Here is a 26178-nt window from a genome sequence, read left to right as displayed (position 1 = left end):
GCCGTCGGCCGACCGCGAACTGAAGAACCGCCAGGAAGAAGCGCTGAAGACCCTGCGCCTGTACGGCTTGCCGCCCGACGCCCATGAGCCGCTATGGCAGCAGCTCGACGTCGCCTATTTCCTGCGCCACGACGCTTCCGACATCGCCTGGCAAACCCGCTCCTTCTGCAACTTGATCGACAACCCTGCGACTATCGTCAAATGCCGCCTGGCGCCGATCGGCGAAGGCTTGCAGGTGGCGGTCTACACCAAGGACCGCAGCGATCTGTTCATCCGCATCTGCAGCTATTTCGACAGCAAGAATTTCAGCATCCTGGACGCCAAGATCCAGACCACGCGCCACGGCTACGCGCTCGACTCCTTCCTGATCAGCGCGCCGCTGTTCGCCAAGCACTACCGCGACATCATCAACCTGATCGAGCATGAGCTGACCGCCTTGCTGCAAACCGACAGCGCCCTGCCTGCGACCTCGCGCGGGCGCCTGTCGCGCCTTTCGCGCACCTTCCCGCTGACGCCGACGGTCGACCTGCGGCCGGACGACCGCGGCCAGTACTACCTGCTGTCGATCACCGCCAACGACCGCACCGGCCTGCTGTTTTCGGTCGCCAGCGTACTGGCCAAGCACAAGATCAACCTGCATACCGCCAAGATCATGACCCTCGGCGAACGTGTCGAAGACGTTTTCCTGGTGGACGGCAATGCGCTCAACCACGCGCGCATGCAGATCCAGCTAGAGACTGATTTGCTCGATGCCTTGCACATTTAAACGTAGGGTGGGCACCTGTGCCCACGCGTGACCGATGCGCAGGGAGAGCAGTTGTATACCAAGCGTAGGGTGGGCAGAAAAGCCTGCCCACCCTACGCTTCAGACAATATTTTTAATTTTTTTTAGCACGCCATGACTGAACCACTACGCCTTTCCAAACGCATGTCAGAACTCGGGCTATGCTCGCGCCGCGAGGCCGATGAATGGATCGCACGCGGCTGGGTGCGGGTCGACGGCATCGTCGTCTCGGAACTCGGCAGCAAGGTGCTGCCGAGCCAGCGCATCAGCGTAGAACGCCAGGCCGCCGCCGAACAATCGAAACGCGTCACCATCCTGATCAACAAGCCGGTCGGCTTTGTCAGCGGCCAGGCCGAGGACGGCTATCAGCCGGCCGTGGCGCTGATCAAGGAAGCAAACCGCTGGAGCGAAGACCGCTCGCCTACCCTGTTCCACCCGACCCAGCTGCGCAGCCTGGTGCCCGCCGGCCGCCTCGACATCGACTCGGTCGGCCTGCTGGTGCTGACCCAGGACGGCCGCATCGCCAAGCACCTGATCGGCGAAGAGACCAGCGTCGACAAGGAATACCTGGTGCGGGTACGCTATACCAAAGGCGAGAAGCTGCCCGACGCCGAACTGCGCCGCCTCAACCACGGCCTCACGCTGGACGGCAAGAAGCTCAAGCCGGCCATCGTCAAATGGCAGAACGAAGATCAGCTGAGTTTTACCCTGCGCGAAGGCAAGAAGCGCCAGATCCGCCGCATGTGCGACATGGTCGGCCTGAAGGTGCTGGGCTTGAAACGGGTGCGGATTGGCGGGGTCAAGCTGGGGAATCTGCCAGAGGGACAGTGGCGCTACCTGGGGGCGGACGAGCAGTTCTAGGAAATTGGGAATGCCGCGTGGGCAGAAATACCTGCCCACCCTACCCTGCGCGCAGACATGTAGGGTAGGCGCAGGTGCCCATGCGTAACAGCAATTACAGGAAACGATCCAGTATCTTGCGGCTGGCCTTGTCCAGCGCCTGGGTATCGCGAATCAGGAACTGCACGCCATGGCTATCCGCGATCAGCAGGCTGGTCGCCACGATACGGCGGATATCCTCCTCGCCCTTGAGCGTGAAGGAAGCATCGCCACGGTTGGTTTCCACATACCAGATGCTGGGCGCGGTGTAGCTGGACACTCTCTGGATGCGCTTGATTTCCGGCATGAACTCGCGGCTGGCCAGTTCTGTTTCGACCATCGCCCGGGTTGTGTCCGGCAGATCCGACAAGCGGCTGATCCAGGACAGTTCGTGGCCATCGGCGCTGACCAGCGACAGGCCGTCGTCCGGCGCGCCAATCGGAAACGCCCGTACCGGCACCACGCCTTCGTGCACCTCGCCATTGACGGCGGTGTAGACCAGGCGGCCAAAAGCATTGTGGCTCAGTTTGAAATCATGTGTCGTCATACGTTCTCTTCGCTGTCTTCGTCGACCAGTTGCGGCTCGCCATCACCTTCCGGATTGCGCAACTGCGCCTGGTACAGACGGTAATAGGCGCCTTCGCGCAGCATCAATTCGTCATGGCTGCCGACTTCGACGATCTGGCCGCGGTCCAGCACCACCAGGCGGTCGGCCTTGCGCAAGGTCGACAAGCGGTGCGCAATCGCAATCGTGGTGCGGCCCTGGACCAGGTTATCGAGCGCTTTCTGGATTTCTTTCTCAGTCGTGGTATCCACCGATGAGGTGGCTTCGTCCATGATCAGGATGCGCGGATCGATCAGCAGCGCGCGCGCAATCGAGATGCGCTGGCGCTCGCCGCCCGACAGCGCCTGGCCGCGCTCGCCCACCAGCGAGTCGTAGCCTTGCGGCAGGCGCAGGATGAATTCATGGGCATGGGCGGCGCGGGCTGCGGCGACGATTTCCTCGCGCGTGGCCTCCGGCTTGCCGTAGCAGATGTTCTCGGCAATCGTGCCGAAGAACAGGAAAGGCTCCTGCAGCACCAGGCCGATATTGCGGCGGTATTCCGAGATCGGCATCGAACGGATATCGACGCCATCCAGGCGTATCGAACCTTCCGAGACATCGTAGAAGCGGCAAATCAGGTTCACCAGCGTGCTCTTGCCGGAACCGCTGTGGCCGACCAGGCCGATCATCTCGCCCGGCTTGATATCCAGGCTGACGCCGCGCATCACGGCCCGGTTGCCGTAGCGGAAACCGATGTCGCGCAGCTCGATGGCGCCTTTGACGTGTTCCAGATGAACCGGATTGGCCGGCTCGGGAACGCTGGAGACGTGATCGAGGATTTCAAATATGCGCTTGGCGCCGACCGCCGCCTTTTGCGTCACCGAGACAATCCGGCTCATCGAATCCAGGCGGGTATAGAAACGGCTGATATAGGCCAGGAACGAGGCCAGCACACCGACCGTGATTTCATTCTTGGAAACCTGCCAGATGCCGAAGACCCAGACCACCAGCAAACCGATTTCAGTCAGCAGGGTTACGGTCGGCGAAAACAGCGACCAGATCTTGTTGACGCGGTCGTTGACCAGCAGGTTGTGCTGGTTGGCGTCGCGGAAGCGCGTGGCTTCGCGCTTTTCCTGGGCAAAGGCCTTGACCACGCGGATGCCGGGAATGGTGTCGGCCAGCACATTGGTGACTTCGGCCCAGATGCGATCGATCTTTTCAAAGCCATGTTTGAGCTTGTCGCGCACCAGGTGAATCATCCAGGCGATGAACGGCAGCGGCACCAGGGTCACCAGCGCCAGCCATGGATTGATCGAAAACAGGATCACCGCGGTCATGATGATCATCAGGACGTCGATGGCGAAGTCCAGCAGATGCAGGGAGAGGAAGACGCAGATGCGATCGCTTTCCGAACCGATGCGTGCCATCAGGTCGCCGGTGCGCTTGCCGCCGAAGTACTCCTGCGACAGGCGCAGCAAGTGTTCATAGGTCGTGGTGCGCAGGTTGGCGCCGATACGCTCGCTGACCAGCGCCAGGATATAAGTGCGGGCCCAGCCCAGGCTCCAGGCCACCAGCGCGGAAGCCAGCAGTCCGGACAGGTACAGCTTGACGAGGTCGACATTGATGGGTTTGCCGTTCTGATAAGGAATCAGCACATTGTCCATCAAGGGGCCCATCAGATAAGGCGGCACCAGAGTGGCGGCGGTGGAAATCAGCATCAGCACGAAACCCAGCAGCAGCATGCCCTTGTAGGGCGTGGCGAAGCGCGCCAGGCGGAACAGCGCCCAGGTCGACGAAGGCTCGGCGCCTTTTTCGGGGCAGATCAGGCATTCCTCGCTGTCCGCGGGCAGCGGCGCCTTGCATTGCGGGCAAACGGCCTGCTCTTCACGCAAGGCCGAACGCCCGGCCAGGCGGTCGTCGCGCTGCTGTTCGAAGACCTTGATCAGGCGCAGCGCATCGAGATTCAGGCCGAGCGTATAGCGCCAGCTTGCCAGCTGCTGTTGCTCGTCAAGCAACTCCAGGCTGCCGACGCCGGCATGATCGTGGTGGCCGAGCTTGAGGCCGGCGCGATAGCTCCACTCGCGCCAGCTGCTGTCCTCGGCCATCTTGGCCAGTACGCGCTGATTGGTGACCAGCACCAGTCCTTGTGCAAAATGCAGTGAAGCGTTGAGATCGATGGCCAGGGACGCAAGGATTTCCTCGGCCGGCGCAAGCTGAGTTGTCACTTCAGCACGTAAAGTGGCGGGCAAAGCGGCAGGCAAGTTATGGGATAAATAATTACCGGCGCGGGATAATGGGGATATTGGGTTGCTTTTCATCTAAACGGCATGGTGTGTCCGCGCGCATAATGGCTAACGGACCGGATGGAATTTTGTGTGAAACCGCCTTGGTACAAGGTGACAATTATTTGGCACGCCCTTCGGGAGCTGCAGCTGGCGTCGCTTAGCGCGCGCTCGCACCCTCAAACACATTGAAAACAGGCCAAAATGGCTCACATCGTCTGCCGCAAGTATTATATCCTATCGGGTTTTCTGGAAACGTTACTCTTCGTTACTAAATAACACTATCTATTTGGACATTATTATTTAGTAATTGGATGTAAACCAAACTGCTCTTTAACGCGTTACAAGTTGTTGCAGGGTGTTGAAACCGGCGCGCGCAAGCGTTCCTGATCCACGAATGGCCATTTTGGCCAGCCCTTTTGGCCAACGCCTATAGCCTCATTGCTGACTCATGAAAAACATTGAAATTCTCCGTATCATGTCCCTGCGCGGACCGAATATATGGACATATAGATCAACCCTTGAGGCGTGGATCGACATTGGCGAACTGGAAGACTTCCCCTCTAATACCCTGCCCGGCTTCAACCAGCGTCTGACCGGCTGGCTGCCATCCCTGATCGAACACCGTTGCAGCTATGGCGAACGCGGCGGCTTTGTACAACGCCTGCAAGACGGCACCTGGCCCGGCCACATTCTCGAACACGTCACTCTGGAACTGCAAAACCTGGCCGGCATGCCGGGCGGATTCGGCAAAGCCCGCAGCACCTCGGTGCGCGGCGTCTATAAAGTAGCGGTGCGCGCGCGCCACGAAGAAGTCACCCGCGCCGCCCTGCACGCCGCCCGCGACCTGGTGATGGCGGCGATTGAAGACCAGCCGTTCGATGTACCCGCCACCATTGCCTCGCTGCGCACCATGGTCGACTCGCGTTGCCTGGGCCCCAGCACCGCCTGCATTGTCGAAGCCGCGGACGAACGCCGCATCCCCTCTTTCCGCCTGACCGACGGCAACCTGGTGCAGCTCGGCCACGGCTTTCGTCAGCGCCGCATCTGGACCGCGGAAACCGACCAGACCAGCGCCATCGCCGAAAGCATCTCCAGCGACAAGGACCTGACCAAGACCCTGCTGCAAGCCTGCGGCGTGCCGGTGCCGGAAGGCCAGGTCGTGGACAGCCCGGCTGAAGCCTGGGAAGCCGCCGAAGACATCGGCTTGCCGGTGGTGGTCAAGCCCACCGACGCCAATCATGGCCGCGGCGTCTTCATCGACCTCAACACCCGCGAGGAAATCGAAACCGCCTACACGCTGGCGCTGGAGGAAGGCAGCAGCGTGATCGTCGAGCGCTTCATCCGCGGCAACGAACACCGCCTGCTGATCGTCGGCGGCCGTCTGGCTGCGGCTGCACGTGGCGAACCATTGTCGGTAGTAGCCGACGGCAGTTCGACCATCCTGCAGCTGATCGACAGCCAGATCAATTCCGATCCGCGCCGCGGCGAGCTGGAAGAATGCCCGCTCAGCCTGGTGCTGCTGGACCAGGAACCGGTGGTGCGCGTGGAGCTGGAACGCCAGGGCTACAGCGGCGATTCGATCCCGCCGGCCGGCAAGCAAGTCCTGATTCAACGCAACGGCAACGTCTCGATCGACGTCACCGACCTGGTGCATCCAAGCGTCGCCGCTGCCGCCTCGCTGGCGGCACGCGTGGTCGGCCTGGATATCGCCGGCGTCGACCTGGTGGCGGAAGACATTTCCCGTCCGTTGGAAGAACAGCGCGGCGCCATCGTCGAAGTTAACGCCGGCCCCGGCCTGCTGATGCACCTGAAGCCAGCGGAAGGCCGGCCGCGCCCGGTTGGCCGCGCCATCATCGAACATCTGTTCGCCGCTGCCGACAATGGCCGCATCCCGATCGTCGGCGTCTCCGGCACTCATGGCAAGACCACCGTCTCGCGCCTGATCGCATGGCAACTGCACCTGAGCGGCAACCATGTCGGCCTGGCTTGCGGCGACGGCCTCTATTTCGCCCAGCGCCGGGTAGAAAAAGGCGATTGCGCCAACTGGGAATCGGCCCAGCGCGTGCTGATCAACCGCGCGGTGCAAGCGGCGGTTTTTGAAAACAGCCACGACACCATCTTGTCCGAAGGCCTGGTGTACGACCGCTGCCAGGTTGGCGTGGTCACCAACATCGCTGCCAACGACAGCCTGCCGCAGTACTACATCGGCGATGCCGAGGAAATGGTGAAAGTCACCCGCACCCAGGTCGACGTCGTGCTGCCGACCGGCGTCGCGGTGCTGAACGCCGCCGATGCGCTGGTGGCCGAGATGGCCTCGCTGTGCGACGGCGAAGTGATTTTCTTCGGCCTCAACCCTGCCCTGCCGGTCATCGCCGAACATCTCGAAAAGAACAAGCGCGCCGTGTTCATCCGCAACGACCAGATCATGCTGGCTACCGGCAAGAACGAATTGCTGCTGGCGGACATCACCACCGTGCCGCTGATTACCCGCAGCAAGGACAGCTTCCAGACTGAAAACGTACTGGCGGCGGTTGCCGCGGCATGGGCGCTGGACATCTCGCACGACTTGATGCGCGCCGGGATTGAAACTTTCGAGATGGCATAGCGAGTCGCTTGCTTAAGTAAAAACAGAATCATCAGAAAATTAGGAAAACCTGTCGATGGACGTATCACGTATCCGAGTACTTCGCGGCCCCAATCTGTGGAGTCGACATACCGCTATTGAAGCCATTGTGTCCTGCGCCGAAGCGGAACGCGCCATTGCCGGCATCGCCGGCTTCGAAGCCAAGCTGCGTGAACGCTTTCCGCAAATGGGCTTCCTGCAGGCGACCGGCAAGAACGAAGTGGTGTCCATGGCTCATGCCCTGGAAATCGCCGCCCTCGGGCTGCAGTCTGAGGCCGGCTGTCCGGTCACCTTCAGCCGCACCGTGCCGACAATGGAAGCCGGCGTCTACCAGGTCATCGTCGAATACAGCGAAGAAGAAGTCGGCCAGCTGGCCTTCGAACTGGCGCGGCAACTGTGCCTGGCGGCCCTGACCGACCAGCCCTTCGACCTGGCAAGCGCGCTGGCGCGGCTGCAGGAACTGGACGAAGACATCCGCCTCGGCCCCAGCACTGGTTCCATCGTGCAGGCCGCGGTTGCGCGCGGCATTCCGTTCCGCCGTCTGACCGGCGGCAGCATGGTGCAGTTCGGCTGGGGCAGCCGCCAGCGCCGCATCCAGGCCGCGGAAACCAATCACACCAGCGCTATCGCCGAATCGATCGCGCAAGACAAGGACCTGACCAAGAAGCTGCTGAACGCCGCCGGCGTGCCGGTGCCGATGGGCCGCGTGGTTTCCAGCGCCGAAGAAGCCTGGGCTGCTGCCCAGGAAATCGCCAGCCCGGTGGTGCTCAAGCCGCGCGACGGCAACCAGGGCAAGGGCGTGGCAGTCAACATCACTGCACGCGAGCAGGTCATGGCGGCATTCGAGGTCGCTGCCGAAATCTGCTCGGAAGTGATCGTCGAGCGCTATCTGCCCGGCCATGACTTCCGCCTGCTGGTGGTTGGCAACCATCTGGTGGCGGCCGCCCGCCGCGATCCGCCGCAGGTGATCGGCGACGGTGTGCGCACCATCCGCCAGTTAGTCGATCATGTCAACAGCGATCCGCTGCGCGGCGAAGGCCATGCCACTTCGCTGACCAAGATCCGCTTCGATGCGATCGCCCTGGCGACGCTGGCGAAACAGAATTACGCTGCCGACTCGGTGCCGCCGCAAGGCACGCGCGTGGTGTTGCGCAACAATGCTAACCTGAGCACCGGCGGCACCGCCACCGACGTTACCGAAGACGTGCACCCGGAGCTGGCCGCACGCGCCGTCGCCGCGGCGCAAATGGTCGGCCTCGACATCTGTGGCGTCGACGTGGTCTGCAACAACGTCCACCAGCCGCTGGAAGAACAGGAAGGCGGCGTAGTCGAAGTCAACGCCGCGCCCGGCCTGCGCATGCATATCAGTCCTTCCTACGGCAAAGGCCGCGCGGTCGGCGCCGCCATCATGTCGACCATGTTTGAAGATGGCGACAATGGCCGCATCCCGCTGGTAGCGGTGGCCGGCACCAACGGCAAGACCACCACCGTGCGCCTGATCGCCCACCTGCTCGGACGCAAGGGACTGCGCGTCGGCATGACCAATTCCGACGGCGTCTACATCGAAAAACAACGTATCGACACCGGCGACTGCAGCGGTCCGCGCAGCGCCCGCAACGTCCTGATGCATCCGGACGTCGACGCCGCGGTATTTGAAACCGCGCGCGGCGGTATCCTGCGCGAGGGCCTGGGCTTTGACCGTTGCGACGTCGCCGTGGTCACCAACATCGGCATGGGCGACCATCTTGGCCTGAGCTTTATCAGCACGGTGGAAGACCTGAGCGTGGTCAAGCGCGTCATTGTTGAAAACGTCGCGCCGGGTGGCCACGCGGTCTTGAACGCTGCCGATCCGATGGTGGCCAGCATGGCCAAGGCTTGCCCTGGCTCGGTCACTTTCTTTGCCCATGATTTCCATCACCCGCTAATGACCACCCACCGCGCCCAGGGCCACCGGGTGGTGTACCAGGACGGTAATGCCATCGTCGCCGCCAAGGGCAAGCAGGAACACCGGCTGCTGCTGCAGGAAATTCCGCTGACCCGCAATGGCACCATCAGTTTTCAGATCGAGAACGCCATGGCAGCCATCGCCACCGCCTGGGCCTTGAATCTAGACTGGGATGTGATACACGCCGGCCTTGCCAGCTTCATCAACGATGCCGCCACTGCGCCCGGCCGCTTCAATGTATTCGAGTATCGCGGCGCCACCCTGATCGCCGATTACGGCCATAATCCGGACGCCATCCAGGCGCTGGTCAAAGCGATCGACAGCATGCCCGCCAAACGCCGCTCGGTAGTCATCAGCGGCGCCGGCGACCGCCGCGATATCGATATCCGCCACCAGACCGAAATCCTGGGCGACGCCTTCGATGAAGTGATTCTTTACCAGGACCAGTGCCAGCGCGGCCGCGCCGACGGCGAAGCGTTGGGCTTGTTGCGCGAAGGTTTGAAGAATGCCCGCCGCACCACCGCCACAGAGGAAATCAACGGCGAATTCATCGCCATCGATACCGCCTTGTCGCATCTGGCGCCGGGCGATCTGTGCCTGATCCTGGTCGACCAGGTGGAAGAAGCGCTGGCGCATATTGCCAAGCGTATTGCGGAAGTTTGATTATTGCGATCTTTCGTCGCGTTTCAAATGCTTAGCTAACTGGGGTCAGAGTGAACTTTCTGCATGCTTTTTTGCAGAAACTTCACTCTGACCCCAGATGACTCGCTTTATCTCAACTAATCAGAAGTCACCCTACGCCGGCTTGTGCCCGGTCAACGCTGCACCGGCATTCAAGGGCAAGCGGCGCGTCACCGGAATCGAGGCCATCGAGAACAGGCCGATGACGATGAAAGCCGGCCAGAAATCGCCGGCAACTATGGTTTCATGACCCTGCAGGCGGCTGGAGAAATGCACCGCCAGGCCGCCTATCGTTACTCCCAATCCCAAGGAAATCTGCTGCACCACGCTGGCCAGGCTGGTGGCCCGGCTGACGTCCGCGCTATCCAGGTCAGCGTATGCCATGGTGTTCAGGCAAGTGAACTGCATCGACGGGAAAAAGCCGCCCAGCAAGACCACCGCCATCATCACCAGGTACGGCGTGGTCGGCGTGAACAGACCATACGAGGCCAGCGCCAGGCCGGCCAGCACCGCATTCCAGATCAGCACAGAACGGAAGCCGTAGCGGCGCAGCACCGAGGTGCCGATGGCTTTCATGAAGATCGCGCCAAAGGCAGAGGCGCAGGTAATGGTGCCGGCATGGAAGGCGTTCATGCCAAAGCCGACCTGCAAGGCCAGCGGCAACAGGAAAGGCACCGCGCCCAGGCCGATGCGGAACAGCGAGCCGCCCAGCACGCTGGCGCGGAAAGTCGGAATCCGCAGCAGGCGCAGGTCCAGCAGCGGAAACGGCTCGCGCCGTGCGTGCAGCAGATACACATACAAGGTCAGGCCACCCACTACGCACATGGCGAATGCCCATTCCGAGGCCAGCAGTTCGCCGTCGATCATCGACAAACCCAGCATCAGCAGCGTGCTGCCGACCGCCGACAGCACGAAACCCTTCATGTCGAGCGGCTGCAAATCGTCGGAGCGATAGTTCTCTATGTATTTGCTGGCAAGGTACATGCCGAGGATGCTGATCGGCACGTTGATCAGGAAGATCCAGCGCCAGTGGAAATAAGTAGTGATGAAACCGCCCAGCGGCGGTCCGATCACCGGACCCAGCTGCGACGGAATCGTCAGGTAGCTGATGGCCTTGACCAGCTCGGTGCGCGGCACCGCGCGGAAAATCACGATACGGCCGACCGGCACCATCATGGCGCCGCCTATGCCTTGCAAAAAACGGGCGGCGACGAATGCCGCCAGCGAGCTGGAAGCCGCGCACATCAACGAACCGCACAGGAACACCAGGATCGCCGAACGGAACACGGTGCGGGCGCCGAAACGGTCGGCAACCCAGCCGCTGATCGGAATGAAGACGCCGAGGCCGACCACATACGAGGTCAAGGCAAGTTTCAGGGTAAGCGGATCTTGGCCGAGGTCGCGCGCCAGCACCGGCAAGGAGGTGGCAATCACCGTCGCGTCCATGTTTTCCATGAACAGCGCACAAGCAACAATCAGCGGGATGAGGAGAGTACGTTGCACTGCCGATAACCGTAGGGTAAACAAAAAGACAGATGCAAGCAGTGATGCATCTGTCTTTTAGTAGTTTACACCTATTTCACGAAACCGGCAGGAGAGCTTGCTCAGGCCGGCTTGCGCTGCCCGGGATCGTAGTAAAACTGTTCTTCCGCGATCTTGTCGCCGCGCCAGACCTGGTAGGCGATTTCGTCTTGCCGGAAACTGCGGCCGTCCGGCAGTTCGATTTCGAACAGCCAGTTGATGGCGACGCGGTCGCCGTCGATCAGGAATGACTTGACCGCGAGCGTGCGGATTTGCTTGACCGCCGACAGCGCTTTTTCCTCGCCCGCCACCAGCAACGGCATTCCCTTGCGCGGCGGTTCCTGGTTTTCCTGCATGGAGGCGTCTTCGGTATAAAACTCCTCGATCGCTTCCACGTATTTGCCTTGCACAACCAGTTTTATGAAACTTTCAACACGTTCTCGATTTGGCATGAATTGATCCTGTGATGGTGTGTGGTTCAGGGCCTGTTGGCATATGATTTGGGAGTGCGAACGCGCGGCAGGCGTTACAGGCCTAGGCACGACGACGCGACGTAGCGGTGCTACGGCAAGGAGAAGTAACGACGGCATGTGACGCCTGCAGCCGTTCCCGGAGGGTTCCAACCAAAACGTGCGCTGGCGGCGTTGCATGGCTTGCTGGGGCTTCAGCCCCAGCTGTGCCACGCGCCTTGCCACCACACGTTTTGGTTGGAACGCATCTCCCAAATCATATGCCAACAGGCCCCAGCACTATACACAATTCAGAAAGGACCGTTTGACTGCCGCAATTTGTCCGGCAAGCCGTCATGCGGACCCAGCGGATCCTGCGGCGCATCGCTCCAGTACTGAGCGCCGATCGCCGCATTGCGCGCCGGATGCAAGGGATAGATCACCTGGTTGTCGGCGCGGAAGCACTCGCCCACCACCAGCAGCCGGACGTCGCTCTCGGTGTTGTTGATGAAGGTATGCGCCAGCCCGGTGCCGGTGGCGAAACCGACGCCGTCGCCCGGCGCCAGCCGGTGCAGATGGCCATCCAGCCAGACGTCCGGCGTGCCTTCGATGACGTAGGCGAATTCTTCTTCGGTCTTCTCGGCGTGCGGCCAGGACGTGCGGCGCCCGGGCGCCAGCACCTCATGGTGGATCCCTATCCTCTTCAAGCCGAAGCTGCGGCCGAACGGCGAACCGATGGACATCAGCTCGGCGCTGCCGGGATAGTGCGAATCGTCGGCGCCTTGGATTTCTTGCCAGTTCTTGATGCACTCCGGTCGCGCCATGTTGGTCTCCATTCGTTTGCAACGCCGTTATTGAGAAAGCAGAATGCGGTAGCCGACCGCGGTTTCGGTCAGCAGATGCTTGGGCTGGGCCGGATCGTGTTCCAGTTTCTGCCGCAAGTGTCCCATATATATCCGCAGGTAGTGCCCGCTCTCGGAATGCGATGGCCCCCACACTTCTTTCAGCAGCTGCGGATTGGTCACCACCCTCCCCGCATTGGCCACCAGCACCGTCAGCAAACGGTACTCGGTGGGCGTCAGGTGCACCGGCTGCTGCGCCTTGGTCACCAGCCGCGCCTGCAGGTCCAGCGTGACGTCGCCGAAGCGGATCAGGCCGTCATCGTCAGCCAACGGCTGATGTTGCCGCCGCAGCGTGGCGCGTACCCGCGCCAGCAGCTCGCCGACGCCGAACGGCTTGCTCAGGTAATCGTCAGCGCCGGCATCGAGCGCCTTGATCTTGTCCGCTTCATTGACGCGCGCCGACAGCACGATGATGGGCACGCGCGACCATTTCCTGACATCCAGGATGAAATCGACGCCGTCGCCATCCGGCAGCCCGAGATCGAGGATCACCAGGTTGGGCTTGCGGGTGCCGCAATCGATCAGGCCGCGTTGCATGGTCTGCGCTTCAAAGATCTGCCAGCCTTCGTCTTCCAGCGCGGCGCGCACAAAGCGCCGTATCTGCGGCTCGTCTTCGACCAATAGCGCAATGGGGGTGGGTTGCATCGTCATGTTTTCTCCATGTTGCCGGCGTTGCCGACATGAGTGGCGGCAGCATCCATTCTGAGTTCGTGCTCTTCCAGGTCGGGCATGCTGGGCGGCGTGCCGAGCGGGATGGTAAAGATGAATTCGGCGCCGCTGCCGACGCTGCGGGCACGGATGGTGCCGCCGTGCGCCTCGACAATCGCGCGGCAGATCGCCAGCCCCAGACCAACGCCGGGCTTGGCCGACTCGCGCTCGCCGCGTGTGAATTTTTCGAATATGGCGTCTTCCATGCCGCTCGGCAGCCCCGGTCCGTCATCCGCTACGGTGACCGCCAGGAAACGGCTGTTGACCGCCGCCGCCAGCACGATGTGAGAACCAGGCGGCGTGTATTTGGCGGCATTTTCCAGCAGATTGCACAGCACGCGCTCAATCAAGACCGCGTCGAAGCGGATCAGCGGCAGCTCGTGCGCCACCCGGATTTCGATCTGATGCCCGACCAGCGCCGACGCGCTGGCGCGCAGCGCACTGCCGACCACTTCTTCAAACGGCTGCCACTGCAGGTTCAGCTTCACCTCGCCGCTCTGGATCCTGGCCATGTCCAGCAGGTTGGTGACCAATGCGCTCATGCGCAGCATCTCGCTGTGCAGGGCGCCTGCCAGCACTTGCTGGTTTTCCTGCAATGGCGGTTTCGACAGCACCAGCGATTCGGACAAGCCGATCAGCGCCGTCAAAGGCGTACGCAAATCGTGCGACAGCGCCGACAGCAGGGAATTGCGCAGCCGTTCCGATTCCATCCGCACCAACGCGTCCTGCGCCACTTCGACATAGTGCACCCGTTCCAGCGCAATCGCCGTCAGGGTGGCGAAGGTATACAACTGCTGTTGCTGTTCCGGGATCAGGATCCAGCGCCGGCTGTGCGGCAGAATCGCCAGCACGCCGCGCGTGCGCATCGGCGCCACCAGCGGCAGGTACAGATAATTGCTGGCCGGCAGCGTGTCGGTGCCGATACCGGCGCTGCTGGCATTGTCGAAAGCCCATTGGGCGATACCCATGTCGAGGGCGGCGGCAACGTTGGCGACATCTTCCGGTATCACCGGCGGCAGCTGCAAGCGCCCGGCATCGTCCGGCACCAGCAGCAAGGTCTTGGCCTGGAAACTGCGCTGCAGGAACTGGCGGCTGGTTTCAAAGATCTGCTCGGTTTGCAGGACGCCCGACAAGGCGCGGGCGAATTCAAACAAGGCGCGCGAACGCGCTTCGCGGTCCGAGGCGATGCGGGCCTGGTAGCGCAAACCAGTGGTCAAATGGGTAATCGTCAAGCCCACCGCCAACATTACGCCGAAGGTCAGCAGGTATTGGAAATCGCTGACGGCAAAGGAGAAACGCGGCGGCACGAAAAAGAAATCGAAAGAGGCGATGCTCAGCAGCGCGACAAAGATCGCCGGTCCGCGGCCGTAGCGGATGGCGATCAAGACCTCCGCCAGCAGGTACAGCATGACGATATTGGCGAGATCGAAAAACGGCAGTATCGGCGTCGCCAGCAGGGTGACCAGCACGCACACGCCGAACGCCCAGCCGTAGCCCCACCATTCGATCCGGCTTTGCTTGGGTAAATGGCGCGGGAAATTGCGGTCTGCAGCCCCCTCTTCCTTGACGGCGGCGCTGGCCGGCGGCACGCCGATTTCGATCAGGTCGATATCGCTGGCTTGCGCCGCGATGCGCGCAGCGTGGTTCGGCTGCCAGAAAAACTGGCGCTGGCTGCGGCCGATGATGATCTTGGAAAAATTATGGCTGCGTGCATAAGCGGCCATGACTGCGGCAACATCGTTGCCCGCCAGGACGGCCGTGGTCGCACCCAGATCCTGCGCCAGCTTGAGCGTCTTCAGGATGCGCTCGCGTTTGGCGGAAGACAGGCGTTGCAGTTTAGGCGTCTCGACATAGATCGCCTGCCATTCGGCATTCAGCTGGGTCGCCAGCCGCGCCGTGCTGCGTATCACATGCTCGGCGCTCGGCGATGGCCCGACGCAGGCGAGCAGCGCGGCATCGGTCTGCCACACCGCGCCGATCGACTTTTCTATGCGATATGCCTGGACATCGCCCTGCAAGCGGTCGGCGGTGCGGCGCAAGGCCAGCTCGCGCAAGGCGATCAGATTACCCTTGCGGAAAAAATTGCGCGAAGCACGCTCGGCTTGCGGCAGCTTGTACACCTTGCCGAGCTTGAGGCGGTTGAGCAGTTCGTCGGCCGGCAGATCCACCAGCACCACTTCATCGGCGGCATCGAATACCGTATCCGGCAAGGTTTCCGCCACCCGGATGCCGGTGATGCCGCCCACCACGTCGTTCAGGCTTTCCAGATGCTGCACGTTCAGCGTGGTGAAGACGTCGATGCCGGCGTTCAGCAACTCTTCCACATCCTGCCAGCGCTTCGGATGGCGCGAGCCGGAAGCGTTCGAATGCGCCAGTTCGTCGACCAGTATCAGGGATGGCTTGCGCTGCAGCGCCGCGTCCAGATCGAACTCCGGCAGCTGCTTGTCGCGGTATTCCACCTGTTTGAGCGGTAGCAGCTCCAGGCCGTTCAGCAAGGCTGCAGTTTCCGCCCTGCCGTGGCTCTCGATCACCCCGGCCAGCACCTCGCGGCCTTCGCTATGCAGTTTGTGCGCTGCGCTGAGCATGGCGTAGGTTTTGCCGACGCCGGCCGAGGCGCCGAAATAGATACGCAGCTTGCCGCGTCCGGCCAGGCTCTCCTGCACTTGCAGTTGCGCCAGCAGGGCATCCGGATCGGGGCGCAGGTCGCCGTTTGAGTTAGGTGAGGTCATTAAGTGTGAGGACCCAGTTGGAGCTATCGTTGCAAGGAACAAGCGAGCTTGTACATCAATTGTAGATGGAATTCATCTGCTGTTGCCACTATCGCACGCTGTTTCAAGCTGTTTCAGCCTGTTTCCACGCAGCGGCCGCAAATGGCAACGGGCCGGCAGGTTTTAACCTTGCCGGCCACTGTTACAGGAACAACTCAGCAACAAGGATTAGAACGTCTTGGTCGCCGATATCACCAGCGCAGTCTTGCCCAGATCTTTACGGTCAGGCGACGGTCCGACATAACTCTTGGTGTCGGTGCCGATCAGGGCGACGCTGCCCGACAGGAAACCGAAATCCTTGGTCAGACCGACTTTCCAGTCGTTATAGCTGGATGCCGAATTGTTTTTCACGGTTTGATGGCCGGCGTGCAGATTGACCGTATAGCCGTTGGTCACATCGATATTGACGCCGATATCCAGGTAGCCGCTGTTCTTGCTGTTGGCAAAGCCGAACAGATTGGTCACCGACTGCGAATACTTGATGTAGGCCGGGCCGTAGCCAAGCTGGCCGTATAGTTCCGTCGTATCGGCGTTCGGATGCAGGTCGTTCGATGGATAGACGTAAGTCAGCACGCCGAAATCGTAGCTCAGGTCTTGCGTGAAGTTGCCCTTCTTGCCGGCATAGATATCCCATTCGATATTGCCGCTGCCGCCGCTATCCTTGATCCACTTCAGCGTCGACAGCCAGGTGCCGACATAAATGCCGGTCGGGTTGTTGCTGTAGTCGGCGCCGCCCTGCAGCGCCGGTTCCAGGCGTGTTTGCGAAATGCCGCGGAAGCGATAATCGGATACCAGGCTGGCATTGAATGTCAACGCGTTGTCGGGAACCGCAGCCGCCTCTTCTGCCTGTGAGCAGTTTGCGGTAAAGGCGGTCACGCCGATGACAGTCATCAGGCCAGCGAAATAGAATATTTTCTTCATGAGTTCCAAGTGAAACAAAAGGTAGTGTGACGATGTTGTATTTCAAGCTGCAAACGATATAGGCGCACAGAAGCTGACCGCACTATGTACGGTCAGTCCTGTAGAAAATATCGCTTTGGCTTGAAACGGGGGTAAAACTTAGTTTGCAGCGGGATGTTGCCTATCCAGTGCAAGATTCAAAGCCATGACATTGACCCGCGGCTCGCCGAGGAAACCCAGGGCGCGCTGCATCTGCAGGCTGGCGATCAGGCTGCGCACGGTGTCGACATCGAGCTTGCGCTCGCGCGCCACGCGGCCGGCCTGGTAATAGGCCGCCGCCAGGCTGATTTCAGGGTCGAGGCCGCTGGCGGAGGCAGTCACCAGGTCCACCGGAATCGGCAGCGTGTTGGTGGGATCAGCCGCCTTGAGGGCGTCGACCCGGCCTTTGACAGCGTCAATCAGCGCCGGGTTGCTCGGACCGAAGTTGGAGCCGCCGGACGACTGGGCGTTGTATGGCATCGGGGTGGTGGCCGACAAGCGTCCCCAGAAGTAGTTGGGAGCGGAAAACTCCTGGCCGATCAGGCGTGAACCGACCAGCGTGCCATTGTGCATGATCAGGCTGCCGGCGGCCTGGTCCGGGAACGCGGCCTTGCCGATGCCGGTCACGGCCAGCGGATAAATCACGCCGCAGAGGACAGTCAGGCCGACGAACAGCACCAGCGCCGGGCGCAGCACGCCTTGCGACGATACTTTCGAATGCACAGCCAGCTTGGCCGGCGGCAGCGTTGTAGATGATGTGGAAGATGCAGCGGATTTCATTTCTATACTCCTAATTACACCAGGTGCATGACCGACAGGATCATGTCAATCAGCTTGATACCGATAAAGGGCAAGATGATGCCGCCCAGGCCATAGATCAGCAGGTTGCGGCGCAGCAGCGAGGCGGCGCCGACAGCGCGATAGCGTACGCCCTTCAGTGCCAGCGGGATCAGCACCACGATGATCAGGGCGTTGAAAATGACCGCAGACATGATCGCCGACGACGGGCTGGCCAGATGCATCACATTCAGCGCCGCCAGCTGCGGATAAGTGGTGATGAAGGCAGCCGGGATGATCGCGAAGTACTTGGCGATATCGTTGGCGATCGAGAAGGTCGACAAGGCGCCGCGCGTCATCAGCATCTGCTTGCCGATCTCGACGATCTCCAGCAGCTTGGTCGGATTGGAATCCAGGTCGACCATGTTGCCGGCTTCCTTCGCCGCCTGCGTGCCGCTGTTCATCGCCACCGCCACGTCAGCCTGCGCCAGCGCGGGGGCATCGTTGGTGCCGTCGCCGGTCATCGCTACCAGGCGGCCCTCCGACTGATAGCTGCGGATCAGTTTCAGCTTGTCTTCCGGCGTCGCTTCCGCCAGGAAGTCGTCGACCCCTGCTTCGGCGGCAATCGAAGCCGCTGTCAGACGGTTGTCGCCGGTGATCATGACGGTCTTGATGCCCATCCGGCGCAGCTCGGCGAAACGCTCCTTGATGCCGCCCTTGACAATGTCTTTCAGCTCGACCACGCCCATCACCACGCCTTCGTCCACCACCACCAGCGGCGTGCTGCCGCGGCGGGCGACGTCGTCGACGCTGTGCGCCACTTCGGCCGGGAACGGCTGGCCCAGTTCGGCCATGTAGTTCTTCAAGGCTTCCGAGGAACCCTTGCGGATGGCGCGAATTTTTCCGGCATTGCCGGCATCGCCGATATCGATACCGCTCATGCGGGTTTGCGCGGTGAACGGCACGAAGCTGGCGTGCAGGGAGTTCATCTCGCGTTCGCGGATGTTGAAACGCTGCTTGGCCAACACCACGATGCTGCGGCCTTCCGGCGTTTCATCGGCCAGCGAGGCCAGTTGCGCCACATCGGCCAGCTGCTGCTCAGTGATGCCTGGCGCCGGAATGAAGGCCGACGCCTGGCGGTTGCCCAGTGTGATGGTGCCGGTCTTGTCCAGCAGCAGCACGTCGACGTCGCCGGCGGCTTCCACCGCACGGCCGGAGGTGGCGATCACGTTGGCTTGCATCATGCGGCTCATGCCGGCCACGCCGATGGCGGACAGCAAGGCGCCGATGGTGGTCGGGATCAGACAGACCAGCAAAGCCACCAGTACGGTGATGGTGATCGGCGTGCCGAACTTGGCGGCGGCCACGCTGAACAGCGAGAATGGCAGCAAGGTAACGGTCACCAGCAGGAACACGATGGTCAGCGCCACCAGCAGGATGGTCAAGGCGATTTCATTCGGCGTCTTCTGGCGCTTGGCGCTTTCCACCATCGAGATCATGCGGTCCAGGAAAGCTTCGCCTGGATTAACGCTGACCCGTACCACCAGCCAGTCGGACAGGATCCGGGTGCCGCCGGTGACAGCGGAAAAGTCGCCACCGGATTCACGGATCACAGGAGCCGATTCACCAGTAATCGCGCTTTCGTCGACCGAAGCTACGCCTTCGATGACTTCACCGTCGACCGGGATGACGTCGCCGGCTTCCACCAGTACGATGTCGCCCTTGCGCAGGTTGCTGGCCGGAGTTGCCGACCAGTTGCTGGATGCGCCCTTGGACTTGCTGCCGGCTTCCAGCTTCTTGGCCGAAACGGTTTGTTTCAGCGCACGCAGAGATTCTGCCTGGGCCTTGCTGCGGCCTTCCGCCAGTGCTTCGGCAAAATTGGCGAACAGGACTGTGAACCAGAGCCAGACCGAGATCGCCAGGATGAAACCGGCACTGGCTTCGCCCTTGCCGATCAGGGCCTGGAAATACAATAGGGTGGTCAGGATACTGCCGACATAGACCACGAACATGACCGGGTTGCGCAATTGCGTTTGCGGCGCCAGCTTTTTGAACGACGCGACGATGGCCGGGCCCATCAGCGCGGAATCGAAGAGCGTCAGATTAGTACGAGACATGATGTTTTTCTACTTTCGCTTGAAATTATTCTGTAAACCCGAGGCGGGCCTTGAGGCCCACCCCATCCGGCTTAATGTGCAAACATTTGCAGATGTTCAACCACAGGACCAAGCGCCAGGGCCGGTACGTAGTTCAATACGCCCACCAGCACCACCACACCGATCAGCAGCACGATGAACAGCGGGCCATGGGTCGGCATCGTGCCGGAGTTCGGTTCCAGCCGCTTCTTGGCAGCAAACGAACCAGCCATCGCCAGGATTGTGACAATGATGATGAAACGGCCGAACCACATGGCGATCGCCAGCATCACGTTATAGAACGGCGTGTTGGCTGACAGCCCGGCAAAAGCGCTGCCGTTGTTGTTGGCGGCCGACGAGAAGGCGTACAGGATCTCGCTGAAGCCATGCGCACCCGGGTTGGCGATGCCGGCCACGCCGGCAGTCGCCATGACAGCAATGGCGGTGCCGCCCAGCACCAGGATCGGCGTCGCCAGGATCGCGATCGAGGTCATTTTCATTTCAAACGACTGAATTTTCTTGCCCAGGTATTCCGGCGTGCGGCCAATCATCAGGCCGGCGATGAACACCGCCATGATGGCGAACACCAGCATGCCGTACAGGCCGGAACCGACGCCGCCGAACACCACTTCGCCCATCTGGATCAGAGCCATCGGCACCAGGCCGCCCAGTGCGGTGAACGAGTCGTGCATGGCGTTCACGGCGCCGCAGGAAGCTGCGGTTGTCACTGCTGCAAACAGGGCCGAAGCGCTGATGCCGAAACGGCTTTCCTTGCCTTCCATGTTGCCGCCGGACTGCAGCAGGCTATGGGTCTGGTCGATACCCATCGCGGTCAGGCCGGGATGCGACTGCTGTTCCGCATACATCACGACCGCGGTCATGACCACGAAGATCAAGGTCATCGCCGCCAGCACCGCCCAGCCCTGGCGGATATCGCCCACCATGAAGCCGAAGGTGAAGCACAGCGCGGCCGGGATCAGGAAAATCGCCAGCATCTGCATGAAGTTCGACAGCGGGGTCGGATTTTCATAAGGATGAGCCGAGTTAGCGTTGAAGAAACCGCCGCCGTTGGTGCCCAGCATCTTGATCGCTTCCTGCGACGCTACCGGACCCATGGCCAGGGTCTGCACCTTGGTGTTCATGGTTTCCAGCACCGGCTTGCCGGCGGCATCGTTGACCGGCTGGCCATCGGCGCCGACCTTGGGCTGCTGATATGTCAGCGGCTGCACGATGGTTGCATCTTTATACGAATCGAAATTCTGGATCACGCCCTGGCTGATCAGGAACACCGAGAAAATCACCGACAGCGGCAACAGGATGTACGCCGTGGAACGGGTGATGTCGGTCCAGAAATTGCCGATCGACTGTGCCGAGTGACGCGAAAAGCCGCGGATCAGGGCAAAGGCAACTGCAATGCCGGTAGCAGCAGAAAAGAAGTTCTGCACAGCCAGCACCAGCATCTGGGTCAGGTAGCTCATCGTGCTTTCGCCCGAATAACCTTGCCAGTTGGTGTTACTGATAAAACTGACAGCTGTGTTGAAGGCAGAATCAGGGCTAAGATTAGCAAAGTGCTGCGGGTTCAGCGGCAGCCAAAGCTGAAAGCGCTGCAAACCGTAGGTCGCCAGCGCGCCAATGGTATTAAAAAGCAGCAAGGCCAGCGCATAGGTCTTCCAGTTCATCTCAGACTTGCTCTTGATGCCGGCGCAACGGTACAACCATTTTTCGACAAGGTTAAACCAGCCGAAACCAGTGACCGGAGCGTGATCGGAGGAGCCTGCGGCGACCTGGACGATATATTTCCCCAGCGGGTAGCTCAAGACCAGCAGCACCCCCAGGAAAGCGATCAGCAACATGGTGGATTGGGAGGTCATGTCAGAATTCCTCCGCTTTGATCAGCGCCACGACCAGATACACCAGCAGCGCGACGGTGACTACCGCGCCGAGTACATAAAACGGGTTCATTGGCCATCCTCCAGCTTCTTGCAGCCCACTGCCAGCGCCCAGGTGACGATAAACATCGCCACGATCGCACCGACATACATTCCATCTATTGCCAGGTCCATCATTACCCTCATTACAGGTTAGTTTCGGTAGTGACAGGCTATATAAAAGTTCCTAAAAATGTCGTAAAGAGAGGGGGTGGGGGTGTAAACAAAGTGTAAAAAAGCCGTAAAAATCGGCGAAAAAGCCATTCCTGCTGGAGGGAAGGTCCCGTTAGGGAATAAATTCCTTTCATGTCTTTTTTGCACCATCCGCCTTAATTTGTCCGGTCAAACGCGGTACACTTTGAGCCTCGCCAGCTACCGCCGAAAAACATCTACATGCACTACGCCCTGGACCTGCGCACCTTTATCTTCAGTCACTATTTCTATACTGGCTTGCGCATCGCCACCGGCGTGGTGGGATTGACAATGCTGGTGCTGCAGTTCAGCGACCTGCCGACCGCGATGACGGTCTGTATCGGCGCCCTCTCCACCAGCCTGATGGATTTGCCGAGCACGCTGCGGCACAAGTTCAACGAAATGCTGTCCAGCGTGCTGCTGTGCACCGTGGTGACGCTGATCATCAGCCTGTGCGCGCCGTTTCACTGGCTGCTCAGCATCATGCTGGTGGTGGTCACCTTCCTCGCCAGCATGATGGTGGTGTATGGCAAAAAAGCCATGCCCCTGCAATTTTCCGCCTTGTTCGTGATGACCCTGTCGATGGAAAACGCCATGAATGTGGAGCAGGCGTTTTTCCACACCGGCCTGTTCCTCGGCGGCGGCCTGGCATACCTGGCCTATTCGATGGCGGTCTCGTGGTTCCTGCGCAGCCGCATCAAGCAGCAGGTGCTGGCGGAAGCGCTGTTCGAGCTGGCGCGCTATATCAATATCAAGGCCGACTTCTACGACATGCACGTCGACCTCGGCAACCAGTTCAATACCCTGGTGCGGCAGCAGATCGTGCTGGCCGAAAAGCAGCAGGCTTCGCGCGACCTGATCCTGCGCGATCCGCGCAACCAGCAGGATGCGATCCTGGTCCAGGTGCACTTCGGCATGTTCGATCTCTACGAGCACATCCTCTCGACTCATACCGACTACGCCATCCTGCGCCAGCATCTGGCCGACGCCGAGGTGCTGACCTATCTGCGCGACCTGGTCAACAAGGCCGCCAAGGATATTGAAGCGATCGCCTATGCCGTCACGCGCAAGCGCGCCTCTTTCGCCAGCGTCAGCTACAAGGCCGAAATGCGTTCGATCGAAGCCGAGTTGCAGCAGCTGCAGCAGGACAGCCTGGCCGGCAAGGTGTCGGAGGACGCCCTCGACATCCTGCGCGCCACCTACGGCAAGATCGTCGACGCCATCGATATGATCGGCCAGTTGCACCACGCCACCCAAAGCGTGCAAGGACCGTTGCCGGTGTTGCTGGGCAAGGACATGACGCCGTTCCTGACGCAGCAGAAATACCAGCTGGGGGTACTGGTGGCCAACCTGCGCTGGCATTCGCCGACTTTCCGCTTCGCCGTGCGGGCGGCGCTGGCGATTTCCTGCGGCCTGCTGGCGGCGGACGCCCTGCCCTATGCCGGCCACGGCTACTGGATCGTACTGACCATCGCCATCATCCTCAAGCCCAGCTTCAGCCTGACCAAGCAGCGCCGCGGCGACCGCCTGATCGGCACCCTGATCGGCTGTGTCGCCACCGCGCTGATCCTGCGCTTCGTGCATGAGCCGGTGGCCTTGCTCGGGATTTTATTCATGGCGACGGTGGCGGCGCCCGCCTTCATCTACGTCAAGTACCGCTATACGGCGATTGCCGCCAGCATGCAGATCCTGCTGCAGATCAACCTGGTGATTCCCAGCAGCGGCCATGTCATCGGCGAACGCCTGATCGATACCCTGATCGGCGCCGTGATCGCCACCGCCTTCAGTTTCGTGCTGCCGAGCTGGGAGTACCGCACGCTGCCGCAGCTGATCAAGAATGTCCTCAAGAACAACCAGCGCTTCCTGGACGCCAGCAACAAGCTGTTGCAAGGCAAGGCGCTGGACGATTTCATCTACCGCGTCTGCCGCAAGCGTTTCCTCGACAGCATGTCAGAGCTGGCGTCGACCCTGGTGCGCATGCTCGACGAGCCGGTCAGCAAGCATCGCGCGGTAGAAAACCTGAACCAGTTCATCGTCCAGAATTACCTGGTGATGGCGCACGTCGCAGCCTTGCGCATGCTGTTGCGGCGCAATGCCGAGGGCATGCCGCATGCTGCCGTCAATGAAGAACTCGATGCGGCTACTGCGCGGGTCTGCAAGACGCTGGGACTGGCCGAGCATGTGCTCAATCCCGCAGCGGCGCCGCCCCCGGCCGAGGCCGCTGCCAGCGCTCCCGGTCCATCCGCAGCATCTGATCAAGCACCGCTGACAAGCGCGCAGCAAGAAGCCGCACGGCAGGAAAAACCGGAGAACTGGCCGGCCTGGCATCCGCTGCAGCAGCGCATGGAATTGCTTTACCTGGATAGTGAAAAGATCGCCGTCAACAGCGCCGCAATCGGGCGCATCCTGGCCGCATAGGAAGAAAATAAGCGGACAGGACAGGTGCGGGAAAAGGATTTTTCTAAAGATAAAATCAAATTGTTGCTACGACTGAGTGCAGTGAAACACTGGCAGCCGTTGTTTCCATATAGTACTATTTCTATGTGGAAACGCATTTGCGGGTTTTACGATCTTAGAAAGGGTAACAATGAACATCGCCATCTTAAAACTCGCGGCCGCCTCGGCCCTGCTGTCCGCCGCCTCCGGCGCCATGGCCAGCGCCAATGGCGGCATCATCCATTTTGTCGGCAGCATCGTCGAACCGCCTTGCAGCACCAGCAGCGTCGAGCGCGGCCAGATCAACATCCATTGCGAGCAGCGCAGCGCCTTCGACGTGTCATTCCAGCGCATCGGCGCCGACGCCGGCCTGGGCAAGACGACAGTCACCCTGACGCGCGACGGCAAGCCGCTCGGCGACAAGGAAGCCAGCATCTACCGCATGGCCTTGCAAGGCAATACGCAGCTGGGACTGTCCGTCAAAAACGCGGCTGCCGACGCCGATCCGCGTCCGCTCATCATGACCATCAGCTACATGTAAGCAGCGGGCCAGCGCTGGCCGCCGTCAGGCGCCGTCAAAGCGGGCTTCCGGCAAACCGCACACATCCGCCACATGATGGCGGAACAAGCCACCGGCCGCAGGCTCGGCCAGCAAGGCTTCGGGAGACAGCGATTCACGCGCGCTGCTGATATATAAATCGTGCAGGCCAGCACCGCCGAACGCCACGCAGCTCGGTTGCGCCACCGGCACCTCGAGCAAGCGCTCGATGCTGCCGTCCGGCGCCAGGCGCAGCACGCGATGACCGCCCCACTGGGCATTCCACAGGTAGCCCTGGCTGTCGATGGCAGAACCGTCCGGCTCGCCCGGCTGCGCCGACAGGTCGGCAAACAGGCGCTCCCTGCTGATGGTGCCGGCAGCGGTATCGTAGTCGCAGCAGTGAATTTTCTTGGCGAGCGAGTCGCAGTAATACATGGTGTGGCCGTCCGGACTGAAGCAGATGCTGTTGCTGATCGCCACCGGCGGCAGCGCCAGGCGTTCCAGCGTCAGGTCAGCATTGAGTCGATAGAAAGACGCACAGGCAGCCATGTCGGCAGCGTCATTCTTGGTGCCGAAAACAAAGCGGCCGAAACGGTCGCAACGGCCGTCGTTGACCCGGGTATGCGGCAGCTCCGCCTCGACTGTGCAAATCGGCGTCACCGATTGCTCGGAAAAACGGAACCAGGCGAGTTGCGAAGCCAGTCCCAGCAGCAGCCTGTCGTCGTCTTCGGTCAAGGCGAAAGTCGCCAGCCGCTCCGGCATGGGCCAGCTCTGCGTCACACCTGTCGCCGGCGTCAGGCACCACAAAGCAGCGCCGAGGATATCGGTCCACAGCAGGCGCTGCGTGCGCTGGCACCAAAGCACGCCCTCTCCCAGCTGATGTTTGCCGTCGAATACCAGGCTTGCGGTGGCCGCTGCAGTTGTCATTACAGATCCTTGAAAAAAATAATAACGAGGCCTCGCAGCCTCGTTATTGCATTACACATCAGTTTAAAGCAAAACTTTAGAAGGTATGGCTGATACCAGCGTAGCCGCCGTTCTGCGCATGGCCCGGCAAAGGATTGTCGAACTCGGTGCCGAAGTTGGCGTTGCCCTTGTTGCGCACCGTACCGATTGCCGTGTACAGCAAGGTCCGTTTCGACAG

General features: G+C 61.1%; 19 protein-coding genes and 1 pseudogene. 6 read left to right on the top strand and 14 right to left on the bottom strand.

What is annotated here, in order from left to right:
• Together VNZ65_RS02475 and VNZ65_RS02470 are read left to right on the top strand one after the other, a co-directional pair.
• Positions 1 to 766 (top strand): ACT domain-containing protein (locus tag VNZ65_RS02475; protein ID WP_325665733.1); only part of this gene is annotated, 766 nt, incomplete at its 5' end.
• 132 nt (positions 767 to 898) lie between these two features.
• Entirely contained in the window at positions 899 to 1645 is a 747-nt protein-coding gene (locus VNZ65_RS02470) for a pseudouridine synthase (protein WP_325665731.1), read from the top strand.
• Between the two features lie 94 nt (positions 1646 to 1739).
• Here the strand turns inward: VNZ65_RS02470 and VNZ65_RS02465 are convergent, their stop codons facing one another.
• Entirely contained in the window at positions 1740 to 2210 is a 471-nt protein-coding gene (locus VNZ65_RS02465; protein WP_325665729.1) for a DUF1854 domain-containing protein, read from the bottom strand.
• On the bottom strand, positions 2207 to 4525 hold the full coding sequence (locus tag VNZ65_RS02460; protein WP_325665727.1) for an ABC transporter ATP-binding protein: 2319 nt from the start codon (positions 4523 to 4525) through the stop codon (positions 2207 to 2209). The genes VNZ65_RS02465 and VNZ65_RS02460 overlap by 4 nt, the downstream gene beginning before the upstream one ends.
• Before the next feature lie 415 nt (positions 4526 to 4940).
• Here VNZ65_RS02460 and cphA (VNZ65_RS02455) point away from each other — a divergent pair, with 415 nt between their 5' ends.
• Positions 4941 to 7097 (top strand): cyanophycin synthetase, encoded by a 2157-nt coding sequence (gene cphA / locus VNZ65_RS02455; RefSeq protein WP_325665725.1) that lies wholly within the window; start codon positions 4941 to 4943, stop codon positions 7095 to 7097.
• A gap of 55 nt (positions 7098 to 7152) precedes the next feature.
• On the top strand, positions 7153 to 9723 hold the full coding sequence (cphA, locus tag VNZ65_RS02450) for a cyanophycin synthetase (protein ID WP_325665723.1): 2571 nt from the start codon (positions 7153 to 7155) through the stop codon (positions 9721 to 9723).
• 132 nt (positions 9724 to 9855) lie between these two features.
• Here cphA (VNZ65_RS02450) and VNZ65_RS02445 read toward each other — a convergent pair whose 3' ends face one another.
• The 10 genes from VNZ65_RS02445 to kdpF all read right to left on the bottom strand — a co-directional run bounded on the left by VNZ65_RS02445 (position 9856) and on the right by kdpF (position 21902).
• The gene (locus VNZ65_RS02445) at positions 9856 to 11244 is read right to left on the bottom strand and encodes an MFS transporter (RefSeq protein ID WP_325665721.1); all 1389 of its coding nucleotides are present in this window, start codon (positions 11242 to 11244) and stop codon (positions 9856 to 9858) included.
• Between the two features lie 101 nt (positions 11245 to 11345).
• Positions 11346 to 11714 (bottom strand): nuclear transport factor 2 family protein, encoded by a 369-nt coding sequence (locus VNZ65_RS02440; protein ID WP_325665719.1) that lies wholly within the window; start codon positions 11712 to 11714, stop codon positions 11346 to 11348.
• 308 nt (positions 11715 to 12022) lie between these two features.
• Positions 12023 to 12535 (bottom strand): cupin domain-containing protein, encoded by a 513-nt coding sequence (locus VNZ65_RS02435; RefSeq protein WP_325665717.1) that lies wholly within the window; start codon positions 12533 to 12535, stop codon positions 12023 to 12025.
• A gap of 27 nt (positions 12536 to 12562) precedes the next feature.
• Positions 12563 to 13258, bottom strand: coding sequence for a two-component system response regulator KdpE (gene kdpE / locus VNZ65_RS02430; RefSeq protein WP_325665735.1), 696 nt, complete (start codon positions 13256 to 13258; stop codon positions 12563 to 12565).
• Positions 13259 to 13260: 2 nt separating this feature from the next.
• A complete protein-coding gene (gene kdpD, locus VNZ65_RS02425; RefSeq protein WP_325665715.1) occupies positions 13261 to 16050 on the bottom strand; it encodes a two-component system sensor histidine kinase KdpD in 2790 nt (929 codons plus the stop codon).
• A 207-nt stretch (positions 16051 to 16257) separates the two neighbouring features.
• On the bottom strand, positions 16258 to 17010 hold the full coding sequence (locus VNZ65_RS02420; RefSeq protein WP_325665713.1) for a TorF family putative porin: 753 nt from the start codon (positions 17008 to 17010) through the stop codon (positions 16258 to 16260).
• Positions 17011 to 17148: 138 nt separating this feature from the next.
• Positions 17149 to 17808 carry a potassium-transporting ATPase subunit KdpC gene (kdpC, locus tag VNZ65_RS02415; RefSeq protein ID WP_325665711.1) on the bottom strand — a complete coding sequence of 220 codons (660 nt, stop codon included), beginning with the start codon at positions 17806 to 17808 and terminating at the stop codon, positions 17149 to 17151.
• A 14-nt stretch (positions 17809 to 17822) separates the two neighbouring features.
• The gene (kdpB, locus tag VNZ65_RS02410; protein ID WP_325665709.1) at positions 17823 to 19922 is read right to left on the bottom strand and encodes a potassium-transporting ATPase subunit KdpB; all 2100 of its coding nucleotides are present in this window, start codon (positions 19920 to 19922) and stop codon (positions 17823 to 17825) included.
• Between the two features lie 71 nt (positions 19923 to 19993).
• Positions 19994 to 21811, bottom strand: a complete 1818-nt coding sequence (gene kdpA / locus VNZ65_RS02405; protein WP_325665706.1) for a potassium-transporting ATPase subunit KdpA — start codon at positions 21809 to 21811, stop codon at positions 19994 to 19996.
• Between the two features lies 1 nt (position 21812).
• On the bottom strand, positions 21813 to 21902 hold the full coding sequence (gene kdpF, locus VNZ65_RS02400) for a K(+)-transporting ATPase subunit F (protein WP_038491105.1): 90 nt from the start codon (positions 21900 to 21902) through the stop codon (positions 21813 to 21815).
• Positions 21903 to 22261: 359 nt separating this feature from the next.
• On the opposite strand from kdpF, the gene VNZ65_RS02395 reads away from it, so the two are divergent.
• Positions 22262 to 24478 carry an FUSC family membrane protein gene (locus VNZ65_RS02395; protein WP_325665702.1) on the top strand — a complete coding sequence of 739 codons (2217 nt, stop codon included), beginning with the start codon at positions 22262 to 22264 and terminating at the stop codon, positions 24476 to 24478.
• A 169-nt stretch (positions 24479 to 24647) separates the two neighbouring features.
• Positions 24648 to 25037 carry a hypothetical protein gene (locus tag VNZ65_RS02390; RefSeq protein WP_325665700.1) on the top strand — a complete coding sequence of 130 codons (390 nt, stop codon included), beginning with the start codon at positions 24648 to 24650 and terminating at the stop codon, positions 25035 to 25037.
• A 24-nt stretch (positions 25038 to 25061) separates the two neighbouring features.
• Here VNZ65_RS02390 and VNZ65_RS02385 read toward each other — a convergent pair whose 3' ends face one another.
• Both VNZ65_RS02385 and VNZ65_RS02380 read right to left on the bottom strand, forming a co-directional pair.
• Positions 25062 to 25961, bottom strand: coding sequence for an SMP-30/gluconolactonase/LRE family protein (locus VNZ65_RS02385; protein ID WP_325665698.1), 900 nt, complete (start codon positions 25959 to 25961; stop codon positions 25062 to 25064).
• 76 nt (positions 25962 to 26037) lie between these two features.
• Positions 26038 to 26178: pseudogene (locus VNZ65_RS02380) on the bottom strand (porin); the annotation flags it as partial.

The sequence above is a fragment of the Collimonas sp. genome (assembly GCF_035566555.1).
In the GTDB taxonomy this organism is placed as follows: Bacteria; Pseudomonadota; Gammaproteobacteria; order Burkholderiales; family Burkholderiaceae_D; genus Collimonas.
The sequence above is the reverse complement of the archived record's forward strand: the minus strand, read 5'-3'. Positions and strand labels throughout refer to the sequence as shown.